Origin of the sequence: Pinibacter soli, from assembly GCF_029961145.1 — a bacterium.
GTDB lineage: Bacteria > Bacteroidota > Bacteroidia > Chitinophagales > Chitinophagaceae > Pinibacter > Pinibacter soli.
The window spans coordinates 1-16,509 of record NZ_JASBRG010000001.1 but is presented as its reverse complement, the minus strand read 5'-3'; the positions used below and the strand labels follow the sequence as shown (position 1 = coordinate 16,509).

The following is a 16,509-nucleotide window of genomic DNA, read 5'->3' as shown; positions in this document are numbered from 1 at the left end:
AAAAAACGAATATGATGACACAACCTAAAAGATATTTGATCACGGCAGCTTTGCCGTACGCGAACGGATTGAAACATGTGGGACACCTGGCCGGCGCTTACCTGCCTGCGGATATTTATGTGCGTTACCTGCGTGCGCAAAAACGCGATGTGGCGTTTGTATGCGGTAGCGACGAGCATGGAACGGCAATTCCCATACAGGCGATGAAAGAAAACACAACGCCGCAGGCAATCATCGACAAATATCATGAGCTGATCAAACAAAATTTTGCTGACCTCAGTATTTCATTTGACATATATCACCGCACAAGTTCTCCTTTGCATCACGAAACTTCACGGGAGTTTTTTACTGCGTTAAACAACGCCGGCGAATTGGAAACAAAAGAAACTGAACAATATTATGACGAACAGGCTAAAACTTTTTTGGCCGACCGTTATATAAAAGGAACCTGTCCCAATTGCGGCTACGAAAGCGCTTATGGCGATCAGTGCGAAAGATGTGGAACTGCTCTGAGCCCCGACGAACTAATCAATCCTGTGAGTACTTTAAGCGGACAGCCGCCTGTTAAAAAATTAACCACTCACTGGTATCTGCCATTGAACCGTCACGAAGAATTTTTAAGCAAATGGATACTGCAGGATCACAAAGAAGACTGGCGGGCCAGCGTGGTAGGGCAGTGCAAAAGCTGGATAGACGGAGGTTTGCAGCCTCGTGCCGTAACCCGTGACCTAGACTGGGGCATCAAAGTACCCGTAGAAGGCGCTGAAGGAAAAGTGTTGTATGTGTGGTTTGACGCACCTATTGGGTACATCAGCGCAACAAAACAATGGGCGATTGATAATGGTAAAGATTGGACACCATACTGGAACGATAAAGACACGAAACTGGTTCATTTCATTGGAAAGGATAACATCGTTTTCCACTGTATTATTTTCCCTGTGATGCTGAAACTGCATGGCAACATTTTACCTGATAATGTGCCGGCAAATGAGTTCCTGAACCTGGAGGGGGATAAGATGAGCACCAGCCGTAACTGGAAACTTGAAATGCAGGATTACATTGATGATTTTGTGAAGAAAGAAAACGGCGGTCCTCAAATGGTGGATGTATTGCGCTATTACCTTACACAAATTGCTCCGGAGTCTAAAGACAGTGAGTTTACATGGAAGGGTTTTCAGGATGCAAGCAACAGTGAACTGGCGAGTATATTCGGCAATTTTGTAAACAGAACCTTCGTGCTGATGCACAAGCTGTGTGGTGGAAAAGTGCCACCGCTGCATGCAGATGTTTTTGATGAAAAAGACAAGTTTGCAGGCGATGAAATTATAAGGATAAAACAGAAAGTAGAATCGCTTATTGAAGACTATAAATTCAGAGACGCTCTTTTTGAAGTAATCAACCTGGCCCGCGTCGGCAATAAATATTTGCAGGAAAAAGAGCCATGGAAAGTTGAAAAAAAACTGGCTGAACAACCCGAGTTGCAGAAACAGATTGACAACTGTTTGCATGTTAGTTTACAGTTATGCGCAAACCTTGCAATCCTTATCAATCCATTTTTGCCAAATACAGCACAAAAAATGCTGCACATGATGAAGGTGGTAGACAAGATGCTGGATTGGGAAAATGCAGGCAAAATGAAATTGCTGAGTGTGGGCTATACCTTGCGTGCGCCTGAAATTTTGTTTAGAAAAATAGAAGATGATGAAGTAAAGGCCCAGGTAGAAAAATTGCAGGCAGGATTAGCCAAAGCAACGGCAGAAAACAAAGCCGCAGCAAACGGCGCGGCGAAAGCAGAGGAAGTGCCAGTGGAGAAACCTGCACCTGCGCTTAAAGCGGAGATTGTATATGATGACTTCGCAAAGATCGATTTGAAAGTAGGAACCATTGTGGCCGCAGAAAAAGTTGAAAAAGCCGATAAGCTTTTGAAGTTAAGCGTTGATCTTGGTTTTGAAACGAGAACAATTGTTAGCGGCATTGCAATGCATTTTAAGCCAGAAGAGATCATCGACAAACAAGTGGTTGTTGTAGCCAATCTTGCGCCGAGAAAAATGCGTGGCATCGAAAGCAACGGTATGATATTAATGGCAGAAGACACTTCCGGAAAATTACACTTTGTAAAACCTGAGAATGTCATTAATGCTGGCTCAGGAGTGAGCTAGGGGAAGTTGAAAATTGAAAGTTGAAAGTTGAAATTGTGTAAAGATTATGGAGTGGAAAGTTTGAGGGAGGCCAACTTTCAATTTTCAATTTTCTGACACATTTTATTTCTTTTTATATCTCACGCCAGATAAGCATTTGAAACGGAGTTCTTTAGCAGGGTGAAATTTTTTTCGAAAAATGTTTGTTTTGTATTGGGCAAAATCCCTACTTTTGCACCCCACGATTAAGGATAGTAACTGCTAAAATTAATCAATCGGGGTGTAGCGTAGCCCGGTATCGCGCCACATTTGGGATGTGGAGGTCGTAGGTTCGAATCCTGCCACCCCGACGGAAAAAAGTAACAAGGCCAGCAGAGATGCTGGCTTTTTTAGTTGCTTTAGGCAAGCAAAAAATTAAAGGAACAGTCCGACGAGCAATTCTCGACGGACTTTTTTATTTTTAATTATAGCGCATATGAAAAAAATTAAAGTAGGCCATTACAATTTTATTGTTCCTCTCTTTCAATTATTTTTTATGTGGTTGGATATGAATTGATGAATTATATAGCACATAGAATGGGGCTTATATATTCAAGAGGTGTAGAATGGAGTGTATCTTTACGAGTTTTTACGGCTGAATATGTTGCTATTATAGCCATTTTATCAACCTTGATAGCAATATTTAAAAAACACGTTCTATTGTTTTCAATAGTTGGGGCAATTGTATTCGCCGCGTGTATATTTGGTGTAATGGCTTCATATCCATTTCGTGGCGGCTCGGTTTTGGTTCTTGGAATAATTGGAATATTTGTGCCCCATTTATTTATCGCGCTGTTCGAGATATTCCCCAGAACATCTCGAACAGCGATAAAATGGATGTTACATCCTGTACAAATAATCGGTTGAACTAAGGAATTAAAAATTCCTTGTTATCATTTCTTCGACATGTCCTGCGGAACATGTCGAAGAGCGTGGAAGCGTGGAAAAGTGTGGCCCCATTAAACAGGGTCACACTTTTTTTTATTTTGACACGGTATAATTTCCTACTTCCTTTCCGCTATCATCCAGCATGGTCAATCGTAAGTTTCTGGCTTCGGCTTGTAACTTAATCAGGGTGCGTGTTCCTTCTTTAGGGCCACCGCCAATTATAACCGGGTATTGGTGCTGCCCTTTTTCCGGCGCATGAACGCCATATGTATGCGTATGACCGCTGATGCACATATCAATATGATGTTTATTAAACAGCGGATTGAACAGTTCGCGGCAATGCATGGTGCCATGCCAGTCACCTGAATAAAAAGGTGGTATATGCATTAGCACCACTTTAAATGGAGCTTTTTTAAAAGCCCGGCTTTGAAATACTTCATTCAGCCATTGTTGTTGTTGTTCTCTATAAGCATCGAAATCAACAATCCCGGAATATTCCCTGTGATCATCTGTTTTGTCTTCACCTGTATCCAACACAGTAAAGTGAACAGGCCCCCAGGTAAAAGTATAGTATTGATTGCCTTGCGGATTACAAAAGTAATGATGCAATTCCCGTCTGAATTGACCTCTTGTTTCATGATTGCCCCTTACATACAGGAAAGGCTTTTCACTCGCAAAGGTGCTGATGCAGGGTTGCAGCATATGGTCTACTATTTGTTGTTCATCAACCTGCCAATTGAAAACATCACCATTAAAGAAAACGAAATCGTAAGAATTGCCCCCGTTTAATTTCATGAGATGCGGAATAGACTCCGGTTTGTCATGAAGATCATTCATTATCAGGCAGGTCATGGCCTCCGGATGTTCCAACGGGGTGGTAAAGGATAAAACATCGCTTTGAAGTGTGCTTTTGTAGCTTAAGCTGTAAGGATTTAAATAAGTAATTTCTTTTGATACCACCCGGTAATAATATTTTGTACCTGGTTTCAACTTGTTCAACCTGATCCGGTTAATACGGGTATAGGCATCTACCAGCCCGTTTGTAACGCTTTGCGCTTTTTGACCGAGCGCATCTGTTTCCCCATATTCTACCCAGCTATAAGATGGAAGGTTGGTAATAAACATCACTACCATAGAATCTGGCGTAGGATGTTGTAAATATGGTGTAGCGGTAAATACATGTCCAGCCAAAGGGTTCGCAGGTTTCAAAAGAGTAGACTCTGCATGCAAAGTATCGGGCAACAAGCTGCCAGCTATGGTGGCTCCGCTTAAAACGGAAAGTGATTGTAAAAATTTGCGACGACTATTATTTTTATATTGCTCCATTTAAATAGAATATTAAGTAAGCCTGAAAAATAAACTAACACAAACAATAAATAATACGCAAACGTTTGTGCCATTTATAATCAATGCTGTTCGAGATGTTCCGCAGGACATCTCGAACGACAGATAAAATGGATGTTACATCCTGTACAAATAATCGGTTGATTTGGGATTTAAAAATCCGTTGTTATCTTTTCTTCGACATGTCCTGCGGAACATGTCGAACAGCGTGGTTGTAGAAACATCAGGACTTACCGGCAGCACATTGACTTGTAATTTTGACCTTCTAAATGACCAATAGTACCCGTAAATTGCAAAGGACTTGCCGTTTGTTGATTTTTTTGGGAGAAAATGAAAATTTCACTGTTATTTGTAGGACAAATTTCCATCGCTTGTCCGAATTCTTACATAACGAGTCTTTGCTTGTACAACAAATGCAGGAAGGTAACGAAGTTGCCTTTACTTCGCTCTATAAGCATTACAGCCCGCGATTGTATGTAAACTTGCTCGGAATGATACACGATCAGGAAACAGCAGAAGAGATGGTGCAGGAACTTTTTACACGGATCTGGCAAAAAAGACAAAGTATCGGCATTGCGGAAAATTTTACCGGCTACATGTACCGCATAGCGAAGAACCTTGCGCACGACCATTTCAGAAGGCTTAAACACGACCGTAAATTGTTTGAAAAATTTATGGAGGCTGCCGATCAAAACTATTTGCATATAGAAGAAGCAGTTAGTTTTCATGAATCCAGGAAACTCTTAAATGCTGCATTGGAGCATCTTTCTCCCCAACAAAAGAAGGTTTACCAGTTCGTAAAAGAAGAAGGGTACACCTATAAACAGGCAGCGGAAAAAATGGGAATCTCGCCGCAGACCGTAAAGGAGTATTTGGCAACCACTACCAGGTCCATCAAAAAATATATACTCAGCCGGAGCGCCGACGGCGCATTGTCATTGGTTTTGATAATCGCCGAACAACTTCATAATAAATAATTGTAATTTTTTTTTTCGGGTATCCCCCCATTTTCATTGTTCGACCGTTCCCGGTTACAACAAATCTAACGAGCGTGAAAATGACTTCCGATCAATATGCCGGTTTATTCAGGCAATTGTTAGCAGGGAAACTGTCCCCCGGCGATGCCCAAATTTTAATAGACTGGCTCGGCACCCACGAACAGGACCCCACAGCGGCGGAACTGATCATGCAACAACTGCAAACGCCCGTTTCCATCGATAAGATTGATCCCGCGATCATTGCACGCCTGGAAAGCAAGTTGCCTTATATATTGGCACATTCTGCAAAAACATCATCACCCGTTGTTCAACTTTTCCGCAAATCCTGGTTGCGTTACGCTGCAGTATTGATCGTACTGCTGGGTGCAACCGGAGTTTACTTCCAACTCAATCATCAACAACCTCAGCAGGAAAAAACAGCAACACAGGTCGTTGCCAAAACAGATATAGCACCCGGTAAAAACGGGGCCATCCTAACATTGAGCGATGGCAGTAAAATGGTACTGGACAGCCTGGGAAACGGAGTTATAGCCGATCAAAACGGAGCCAAAGTTTCTTTGGCAAACGGACAATTAAAGTATGCCACCAATGCAACAGAAGCAAGCAACGTTGCATACAATTCGGTAACAACACCTAAAGGCAGGCAATTTCAAATTATGTTACCTGATGGCACTAAAGTGTGGCTGAATGCCGCGTCATCATTGCGTTACCCGACAACGTTTTCAGGCAATATCCGCAACGTAGAGATGACCGGTGAAGTATATTTTGAAGTAGCTAAGAATACCTCCATGCCGTTTCACGTAACAGTGAATGATAAAACAGAGGTTGATGTATTGGGCACACACTTCAACATTAATGCTTATCAAAATGAAGAAAGTTTAAAAACAACATTGTTGGAAGGTTCCGTACGCGTCAGCAACGGAGATGAAAAAATATTATTAAAACCAGGCCAGCAAGCGCAGGTATCAGGCAATGCGCACATGAGCCTAAACAAAGATGTGGATACAGATAAAGTGATGGCATGGAAAAATGGCGTGTTTGATTTTAACGATGCCACGCTTGAGCAAGTGATGAGGCAATTGGAGCGCTGGTACGATATCGACGTCGTTTATGAAAAAGGAGTGCCTTCCATAGAGTTCATTGGAAAGATGCAGAAAAATTTAAGCTTGTCGGAAGTATTGCAAGGTTTACGCATTTCCAAAGTACATTTCCGGATAGAAGGGCGCAAGCTGATAGTTATGCCTTAATTAAAATCGTTTTAACTCACAAACAATACACAACAAAAAAGGCTGATCTGTACAAAAGCCGCCGGGACGGCAATCCCGACGGTGAATGGTTCAGGTCATAAGCTAGTCGACTAAAACTGTATTTATTAACCAAACCACACGTTAAGTTATGCAAAAAACTGCTCTTTGTAATCGGGGCGCAGGGGAATTTTTAATTGACGTAAAGCCACCGGCTTTATTGCAGCGAAGATTACCCCGGATGCAGCGGTTACTCACCAAAACGCTGTTTATTATGAAATTGATTATTCTTTTTTTGGGATTGGGTTTGCTGAAAGCGAACGCAAATGTTTTTTCCCAAACCATTACATTTTCTGGTAAGGATGTAGAGCTTACCAAAGTGTTTACTATAATAGAAAAACAAACAGGCTACACGGTGTTTGCCAACAAAGGACTTTTGCGCGATGCAAAGCCGGTAACTTTATCGGTAACGAATGCAAAGCTCGACAACTTCCTGGAGCTTTTATTCAAGGACCAACCGGTAAACTATGAGATCAACGATCGCACGATCTTCCTGAAAGAAAAAAATGTTTCTACGGTGAATAATGCCGCCACATTACCGCCGCCGGCAATTGCATTAATAAAGATAACGGGCGTTGTTACCAACGCGGAGAAAACGCCTTTGGAAGGAGCGACCGTTGCGATTAAAAATAAGCAGGGTGCCGCAACTTTTACAAAAAACGATGGCAGCTTTACGATCAATGCAGAGCCGAATCAAATATTGGTAATAAGCTACGTAGGTTATGCAACACAGGAAGTACCTATCGACGGCCGCACATCTATTACCATAGTATTGAAGAGTGCCGAGAAGGAGATAGAAGGTGTCGTGGTAACAGCTTTAGGCATTAAAAAGCAAGCCAGGGCCGTTTCTTACAACGTACAGGAACTAGCTGGCGATGAAGTAACGAAAGTAAAAGATGCAAATTTTGTAAATAGCCTTGCAGGTAAAATTGCGGGAGCAACCATCAACGCCTCTTCCGCAGGTACGGGTAGCTCTTCACGTGTTGTAATGCGCGGTGTAAAATCCATCAGTGGAAACAATAATGCCCTGTATGTTATTGATGGTATTCCTATGCCCAACAATGTGAGAGGTCAGGCAGAAGACATCTTCTCCGGTGCCGGCCAAACAGGTGACTTTGTATCAAACCTAAACTCCGATGATATAGAAAGTATTTCAGTGCTAAGCGGTCCTTCTGCTGCTGCATTGTACGGTAGCGCGGCCGCCAACGGCGTTATCATGATCACCACTAAAAAGGGAACGAAAAACAGGATGGCTATTAGTGTTTCCAATTCTACTATGTTCTCCAATCCGCTGTTGTTGCCTAAGTTTCAAAATACTTACGGACAATCTGACGTGGGAAGCTATTACAGTTGGGGTGATAAATTGAACACTCCTTCAAGTTACGAACCTGCAGATTTTTTTCAGACAGGCATGAATACTACCACGGGTGTAACATTGTCAGCAGGATCGGATAGAAGTCAAACTTACGTTTCGTTGGGCAACGTAACATCCCACGGCATCGTTCCGAATAACAATTATGGAAGAACAAACTTCACGGCGCGTAATACCACTACTTTCCTGAACGATAAACTAACCATGGATGTCAGTTTTATGACAGGATTGGTGAACGAGCAAAACATGATTTCTCAGGGTCAATACTTCAACCCCTTGGTGGCAGTGTACCTGTTCCCTCCGGGGGATGATTTCAACAGAGTAAAAGCTTTTGAAAGATATGACCCTTCAAGGAACATGATGACGCAGTTCTGGCCCTACGGTGACAATGGTTTAACGATGCAGAACCCTTATTGGGTAACCCAACGCGATCTTTTTCAAAACAAAAAAGAACGCTACATGACTTCGTTGTCGCTTAAATACAACATCAATAGCTGGATGAACATTTCCGCTCGTGCTAAGATGGATAAAGACAATGAAAAAAATGAGAAGAAGTTCGCCGCATCCACCAATACGCTATTTGCATCGAACAACGGGTACTACTCACTCAACAACCTGGACACTCGTCAGATCTATGGTGATGTATTGTTGAACATCAATAAAGCTATTTCAAACCACTTCAATTTAACTGCCAACATAGGTGCATCAATTGAAGATGTACAATATAACCAGGACCTGTACGGCGGTAAATTATTGGGCGTTGCAAATTTGTACTCCTATGCGAACGTTGACAGATCACTTACAGACGTTTCTCAAACTGGCTACCACAAACAAAAACAATCCGTTTTTGCAAGTGCGCAACTGGGTTATAAAAGCAAAATCTATCTGGATGTAACGGCGCGTAACGACTGGGCATCTACATTGGCAGAGTCAACCAGTCAATCATTCTTTTATCCATCCGTCGGGCTTTCAGGCATATTAACGGACCTGTTGCCTATTAAATCCGATGTGTTGAACTATTTGAAATTGCGTACTTCTTATTCCGCAGTAGGTAATGAACCTGATCCATTCTTAACCATTCCTACGTACGCACTGGCAGGCGGTTACCCCAGAACACAAATACGTTTGCCAAATCCTGATTTGAAACCCGAGTTGACAAAATCATTGGAAGTCGGTTTGAATGTGGTATTGTTCAAGGGTGCTTTAAAGATTGATGCGACAGCATACAGTTCACGTACCTTCAATCAATACTTTGAGCCTTCGCTAAGCTCTACATCAGGTTCTGAAAGTGTTATTGTAAACGGCGGCCGTATAGACAATAAAGGCCTGGAAGCAACAGTAAGATACTCCACAAAATTCAATCACTTGAATTGGAGCACGTATGTAAACTATTCTCTCAACAGAAACAAAGTCGTAGAACTATTGCCGGGTTGGACAAATCCTCTCACGGGCCAGGTAACATCATTGCATGAATTGGATATGAGTGGTACCGGTAGTTATAAAATGGTGTTGAAAGAAGGCGGCTCCATGGGAGATATTTATGTAAATACATTAAGGGTAGATGAGCACGGCGCATATTATGTGGACCCAGGTTCTCAAAAAGTAATTGCAGAGCCTAACAAATTTGTGTATGCAGGCAACAACAATCCACTGTACAATGTGGGTTGGGGAAACGACTTAAAATATAAGGGCATCAACCTGAACTTCCTGTTCACGGCACGTGTAGGCGGAATTGTTGTATCCAACACACAAGCTATTATGGATGCGTTCGGTGTTTCAAAAGCTTCCGCAGATGCACGTGATGCGGGCGGAGCAATGTTGAACGGATATAAAGTGCCCGCTAAAGATTATTATTCAACTATTGGTGCAGGCGCTACAGGGGGTATTGCATCTATGTACACTTATGATGCTACGAACGTTCGTTTAGCAGAGTTGGTATTGGGATATGACTTCCCGGTAACAAAATGGACCAGCTTTTTAAAAGGAGCAAACGTATCATTTATCGGACGCAACCTGCTTATGTTGTACAACAAAGCTCCGTTCGATCCTGAATTAACGGCGAATACGCAAACGTATTTCCAGGGTATCGACTATTTCATGATGCCGAGCCTTCGCTCATATGGGTTCTCTGTAAAACTTAATTTCTGATCATTCGACAATTATCTTTATTATGATAACAGATAAAACAATTTTTAAAAAATATCGTACACTTTCGGGTGTATTGTTAATGATATTATGTGCCGGCTGTACCAAGAATTTTTCGGAATACAATACCAATCCAAACGAGGCAACAGAAGAGATGATGGCCACCGATAATTTAAAAACGGGTACCTTTTTTGCTCAAATGCAGCGCAACGTGGTATTGTTTAAAGACGGTTCTAATCTTTCCAGCGATTACCAGGTAGCACAAGGTTTAACAAGCGATGTGTATTCCAATTATATAGCGCCTACCGGTACATGGTACGGTGGGGTACACAACGGTTCCTACTATTTTATTCAGTCATGGATAGAAAGAACATTCACATCCGGATTTGCGTCTATAATGCCGGCATGGCAATCCGTTAAAACGGCTGCAACTGCAGATGGCCTGCCGGAAATAACAGCGATGGCAACTATCGTAAAAGTGGAAGCCATGCATCGCGTAGCAGATGCTTACGGGCCCATTCCTTACAACAACTACCAAAGCGGTTCTTTGCAAAATAACTACAGTTCATTGCAGGATGTGTATACAAAATTCTTTAATGAATTGGATTCAGCTATCAATGTGTTGACGCCTTTTGCGCAAGGCAATCCTTCTGCAACATTGCTTAAAAGCTACGATTTTATTTATGGCGGTAACGTGGCCGCATGGATAAAATTTGCCAACACACTTCGCTTGCGTTTGGCAATGCGCGTAGTATATGCAAATGCAGCATTGGCGCAAGCCGAAGCAGAAAAATCAATTGCCAATCCTTACGGTGTTATTACAAGCACAAACGATAGGGCCGTTATACAACACAGCCTCATCAACTACTATCATCCGTTGTATGAAATTGCGTATTCATTTAATGCCGGAGAGGCACGCATGAGCGCATCAATGGATGCATTCATGAACGGATATGCGGACCCGCGCAGACCTGCTTACTTTACCAAAGCGGCCGACGGAAACTATCACGGCGTGCGCCAGGGTATCGTTACCACTACATGGACACCCTACACGGGCACCAATATTTCAAGCTTAAACATGAACATGGGTACCACACCGATTGTTTGGATGACGGCTGCGGAATCTTATTTCTTAAGAGCAGAAGGTGCACTGCGCGGATGGAACATGGGCGGTATTGCACAGGATTTTTACAATCAGGGTATCGCTGCATCATTTGCAGAGAACGGCCTGCAAGCTACAGATGCCGCTGCATATGCAGCAAACAATACAGCATTGCCCGCAGCATTTACGGACAACAGCGGACAATCAGGCAACAACATTACTGCACCGAGCACCATTAAAATTGCATGGAATGCAAGCGATGTTTTTGAAACAAATCTGGAAAGGATCATCACGCAAAAATGGTTAGCGCTTTATCCCGACGGGCCGGAAGGTTGGGCAGAATTCCGTCGTACCGGTTATCCTAAACTACTGCCCGTTGTTGCCAATAACAGCAATGGTACCATTAATACCGCAACCCAGGTACGTCGCATTCCTTTTCCGCAATCGGAATATAACAACAATGCTGCTGGAGTAAAAACCGGTGTAAGCCTTTTAGGCGGTGCAGACGGCGGCGGAACAAAATTGTGGTGGGATAAAAAATAATCAATTGCATACAAAACGAATTGTTATGAAAATATTTTCATTCTTCATATTGTCACTATTGCTGCTTTCGGTAACGGCTTGCAATAAAGACACCAAGGCTTTGGATATACAAAAGCCTTTCACTTACGACGATCAATACTATGCCAATTTAAAGGCATACAAGCAAACAAATCACCAGATGTTCTATGGCTATTATGCGGCGTATGCACCCATTGCGGGAGCTACCGGTAATAAAGAATCCGCCTCCTGGGGAGAGCGCATTATGGGACTTCCCGATAGTTTGGACATAGTAAACCTGTGGATGGGGATTCCCACAAAAGACTGGCAACCACTTGCGCTTTCCGATATGCAGTATTGCAGAGAAAAGAAAGGCACCCGCTTTGTAGCGCACATGGATGCAAGCAACATATCGAAGTTTGTACGTGCACCGGGTGATACCGTGGCTATAAAAGACAGCGCGTCCATAGTAGCGTATGGCCAATACGTAATTGACCAGGTAAATAATAACAACATCGACGGAGTTGACTTTGACTATGAACCATCGTCAGGCGTGTGGACCACTTCCAACAATTTTGTGATCCTGATAAAATACGTGGGCCAATCTTTCGGGGCGATGGGCAAAGATCCAAGTAAGTTGTTGTGTATCGATTTCTATTCATCTAATCCTCCTGCTGCAACAGGGCAATATGCAAGTTACTTTGTTCGCCAGGCATATTCACAAGGAACGGGCGGCGTACAAAATGCAACCAACCTTCAGAACTATTACAATAGTAATGCCGCAGCAATTCCTCCGGGAAAATTTATTGTGCAGGAAAACTTTGGTGATTTTTCTGCCAATGGCGGTACTCCTTTTACGGAAGCTAACGGCAATACGCTAACAACAGACGGCACACAAATGTATTCGATGGAAGGTATGGCACGTTGGAGTCCTACACAAGGAAAGAAAGCCGGTTTCGGTGCATTTTATTTCGATCGTGATTATTACTCGAGCATGGGGCCGTATTACAACGTAAGAAGATGTATTCAGATCGTAAATCCGGCAGCTCATTAATACTTAATATCAAAAAAACGGTATATGAATATCAATATAAAAAAATCCTTGGGCACAAACATCTTGCTGTTAGCTTGCATGTTGCTGACCCTTTCTAATTGTACCAAAAAAACGGCCGGAGTCGGAGGTGATTTCGGACAACCCGTGATACTTGCTACCGGTACGGAAGTAAGCCCCATCGTAAAATTTGCGGTGGAAAATACACCGTCTCAATACTCGGTTACCGCAACATCCACTTACAAAACAACAGCTAATACAACTGTTACGTTTGCATTGGATACAGCGGCTGTTGCCATATACAATAAAGAACATAACACAACATACTTTGCTGCGCCGGCTGCAGCCATCGATATATCCAATTTGACAACAGTAATCAAAGTGGGTTCATCTGTGTCATCAGCGGTAACAGTGAAAGTAATTTCTACTGCACCATTACTGGACGGTCGTTCTTACTTAATTCCTTTAAGTATTAGAACCGTTACCGGCGGAAATGCAACCGTGCTTGAATCTTCAAGAACCATCTTCTTAAGAATAGCAAGGATATACAGCTTCAATGCAGTATCTATGAACAACTCAAACGCAGGCACCACAGGCACACCCGGCACACGTGGTCGCTTCAATGCCTCCGCGTTGTTCGATCCAGCAAACCCTGTATTGCTACCAAACTTTACATTGGAGATCAAGAACCTTATTTATGCTTATCGTACAGGCGATGGTAATACCAACCCGCAACCGATACAAACATTGGTGCATTGGCAAAATCAAATGGAGAGTTCCGATATTGGTTTGCGCTACGCAGAATTAGGAAGCCCGAACAACTCTTTGCAATTGATAGGTTCGCTAGGTAGCGCATACGCGTATAACTTCAATGCCAATCAATGGTACATGATATCCTTAGCGTATGACGGCAACAAGTGCACCATGTATGTAGATGGTGTAAAACAGGCAGAAGTAACCGGCTCCATGGTATTGGAATTTTCCCGTATGACCTTCGGACAAGTATGGGGAGGTTATGATACTAAACAATACGTGAATGGCAGGATTGGCGAGTGCCGCGTATGGAATCGTGCTTTAACTGCAAGCGAAATCAAGCTGAACCTTTGCGGTGCTGATCCGGGATCAAACGGTTTGCTGGCGTATTGGAAATTGAACGAAGGCGCCGGAAGTATATTCCACAATGCCGCAACAGCAACAGGGGCTAAGTATGATATGGACTGGACAAAAGTATATTGGGATCCGAATGCTTTGGGTGATGATAAGCTGACACTTGCCGATAAATCCCAGTATGTAATATGGACCAACGATGCATTGAATAAATGCAGCCAATAATTCTATCATCAAATTCAAAAACTGCAAACATGTTAAACAGAAAATATTTTGCCGCTTGTATCATGTCAGGTTTGGTGATGGCATCATGTACCAAAGAAACAAACTACGATGTGAAGGGTGACACAGAAACAAAATTCTTCACCAATATCACAAGCCCGGGAAATGCACCGCAAAATTCATTGAATTATAGTTTGGTAAACATTCCAAATACTGCCGGCAGCGGCTTGGTAAACCTGTCATCAACGCTACCGGCTAACATACAATTTCCGGTGCTTGCAACAAAGGCTACAACGGCTGACGCTACGATTAGTGCCGTATTGGATACATCATTGATCAGTGCATACAATGCTGCGCATAACACAAATTACTTGCCGTTTCCGGCCGGTATATTAAAAACGGACGGATTACTTGCACACATTGCCAAAGGCAATACCATGTCTACGGACTCAATTACGATTCCTACCGATCCTGCTAATTTGGGAGCGATGACCGGTGTGGCGTACATGGCCCCTATAAAACTGACAACGTTATCAAACAATAGCGCAGGTAAAATAACAGACAACACCACCACACAAATAACATACGTTGTAGCAAACGTTGAGCAAAGAAGAATAAAATACTTAGCTACTACAAGTGATGTGATAGGTGCGTTGATAACACCACGTACATCGTGGGTCGCATCTTTTTCGCCCGCGTTGACAACAACCGGCAGCGTTACGGATGCTTCTTTAACAACCTACTCAAGATGGTCCGCATCACCGGGTCAAATCGATGTGGATATGCAGGCATCTAAAAATGTAACAGGCATACGTTTGTATACGGCTAACTCCGCTACTTATGTGCCTTCACAGATAGGTGTGTACCTGAGTAACGATGGTATTAACTATGACTACATCGGTGCGCCGTTAAAAGCCAATCTTACATATGCATCGAGCTATAATTACATCTTGTTTTATCAGGCGATTCAGGCCAGGTATGTGAGATTGAAACTATCTTACCCAACATCTACCAATACTCAAAACTATAGAGTAGTGGAGTTTGATGTGTATGCTCAATAGGTAATGAGTTTTGAGTAGTGAGTTTTGAGTTACTCACTACTCAAACCCATTACTCAAAACTCATTACTCACAACTTTCTATGAAGCTTTGCTGTTCAATTTTTATAAGTGTTTTTCTGTTTGTTCAATGCCTGCATGCGCAAACGCCTTCTTCAGTTATCAGTTTTGAAGAACGTACGCATGAATTCGGAACTGTGCTTGAAAAAAACGGAAAAGTGACGCATGCATTTGTGTTTAAGAACAACGGCAAAACACCTGTGGTTATCAATGATATTCGAAGCGACTGCGGATGCATAGGCAAAATTATTTCCAAAGACCCTGTGAAACCGGGAGAGAAAGGACGCGTTGTCATCACCTTCGACCCCGAATACAAATCCGGTTTTTTTTCCAAAGAGATCATTGTGTATAGCAACAATAGTCAAGACTATAATCGCATTTGGGTACAGGGAAATGTAACACCTGCGGAACATCCGGTGGAAGAAGATTATCCTTACAACTTCGGCAACGGGATCTATCTCAGATTGAAAGTGATGGCATTCGGTTATATGAAGCCGGGAGAAACCCAACAAATGCAATTGCATTATGCAAATAATACAAGCAAATCAATCAACCTGACCTTCACTGCAAAAGGAAAAAATCCCGGCTTAAAATTTACCAACCCGGGCAAATTAAAACCGAAACAAAGAAGTGTAATGACATTTACTTTCACCATGCCTGACACAAAGAATGATGTATTGTTGAGCTTATACCCGACGATTAACGGTAAACAATCAAAAGAATCGTTGGATATAAAAGTGTTGAATAGTAACAAACGGAAAGCCTCAATCGCCAATTAGCTGCAATAATTTAAGAAGATGTTTACTTCGCCGGCATGACATTGCGATTTTGGGTCTTATGCAACATCTGTGTCACTGCTTTTGATTAGAGCAACCATAATGAACCTGTATTAGCATTGGTTCAATCGTCAGGGTCGAACCGAAGTATGTTGCCAACCAATAACAATGTAGTTGCAATAAACCGGTTCGAAAATTGTCCAGTGAGGAGGGCTGAAAAAGTCCGTTGAGTGATTCTCAACGGACTTTTTTATTTTAGGACTTGCCTCGTCCTGAAATAAGTTGACACAAAAGTTGACTTATACAATGAAAGCAACAAAGAGTGGTAATCTAAAAAGGACCCAGAAGGATTATAGTTTATCGTTC

The 16,509-nt window shown here is 42.5% G+C and carries 10 protein-coding genes and 1 tRNA gene; 10 read left to right on the top strand and 1 reads right to left on the bottom strand.

Translation table 11 applies throughout. From position 1 onward, the window contains the following. Window positions 1–11: 11 nt before the first annotated feature. Entirely contained in the window at window positions 12–2,159 is a 2,148-nt protein-coding gene (metG, locus tag QJ048_RS00055) for a methionine--tRNA ligase (protein ID WP_282332213.1), read from the top strand. 255 nt (window positions 2,160–2,414) lie between these two features. Continuing rightward, window positions 2,415–2,488 (top strand) — tRNA-Pro (locus tag QJ048_RS00050). A 670-nt stretch (window positions 2,489–3,158) separates the two neighbouring features. Here QJ048_RS00050 and QJ048_RS00045 read toward each other — a convergent pair. Next, on the bottom strand, window positions 3,159–4,391 hold the full coding sequence (locus QJ048_RS00045) for a purple acid phosphatase family protein (RefSeq protein WP_282332212.1): 1,233 nt from the start codon (window positions 4,389–4,391) through the stop codon (window positions 3,159–3,161). Between the two features lie 389 nt (window positions 4,392–4,780). Here QJ048_RS00045 and QJ048_RS00040 point away from each other — a divergent pair, with 389 nt between their 5' ends. The 8 genes from QJ048_RS00040 to QJ048_RS00005 all read left to right on the top strand — a co-directional run bounded on the left by QJ048_RS00040 (window position 4,781) and on the right by QJ048_RS00005 (window position 16,146). Further along, entirely contained in the window at window positions 4,781–5,386 is a 606-nt protein-coding gene (locus tag QJ048_RS00040; protein WP_282332210.1) for an RNA polymerase sigma factor, read from the top strand. A gap of 80 nt (window positions 5,387–5,466) precedes the next feature. After that, window positions 5,467–6,654, top strand: coding sequence for a FecR family protein (locus QJ048_RS00035; RefSeq protein WP_282332928.1), 1,188 nt, complete (start codon window positions 5,467–5,469; stop codon window positions 6,652–6,654). A 271-nt stretch (window positions 6,655–6,925) separates the two neighbouring features. Further along, on the top strand, window positions 6,926–10,231 hold the full coding sequence (locus QJ048_RS00030; protein ID WP_282332209.1) for a SusC/RagA family TonB-linked outer membrane protein: 3,306 nt from the start codon (window positions 6,926–6,928) through the stop codon (window positions 10,229–10,231). 22 nt (window positions 10,232–10,253) lie between these two features. Further along, window positions 10,254–11,873: a SusD/RagB family nutrient-binding outer membrane lipoprotein gene (locus tag QJ048_RS00025; protein WP_282332208.1), complete on the top strand. Its 1,620-nt coding sequence runs from the start codon at window positions 10,254–10,256 to the stop codon at window positions 11,871–11,873. A gap of 25 nt (window positions 11,874–11,898) precedes the next feature. Continuing rightward, window positions 11,899–12,924, top strand: a complete 1,026-nt coding sequence (locus QJ048_RS00020; protein ID WP_282332207.1) for a glycoside hydrolase family 18 — start codon at window positions 11,899–11,901, stop codon at window positions 12,922–12,924. A gap of 24 nt (window positions 12,925–12,948) precedes the next feature. Next, the gene (locus tag QJ048_RS00015; protein ID WP_282332206.1) at window positions 12,949–14,253 is read left to right on the top strand and encodes a BT_3987 domain-containing protein; all 1,305 of its coding nucleotides are present in this window, start codon (window positions 12,949–12,951) and stop codon (window positions 14,251–14,253) included. A gap of 29 nt (window positions 14,254–14,282) precedes the next feature. Continuing rightward, window positions 14,283–15,311 (top strand): discoidin domain-containing protein, encoded by a 1,029-nt coding sequence (locus QJ048_RS00010; RefSeq protein WP_282332205.1) that lies wholly within the window; start codon window positions 14,283–14,285, stop codon window positions 15,309–15,311. A 79-nt stretch (window positions 15,312–15,390) separates the two neighbouring features. Further along, window positions 15,391–16,146 carry a DUF1573 domain-containing protein gene (locus tag QJ048_RS00005; protein ID WP_282332204.1) on the top strand — a complete coding sequence of 252 codons (756 nt, stop codon included), beginning with the start codon at window positions 15,391–15,393 and terminating at the stop codon, window positions 16,144–16,146. The last annotated feature ends 363 nt before the right edge of the window (window positions 16,147–16,509 follow it).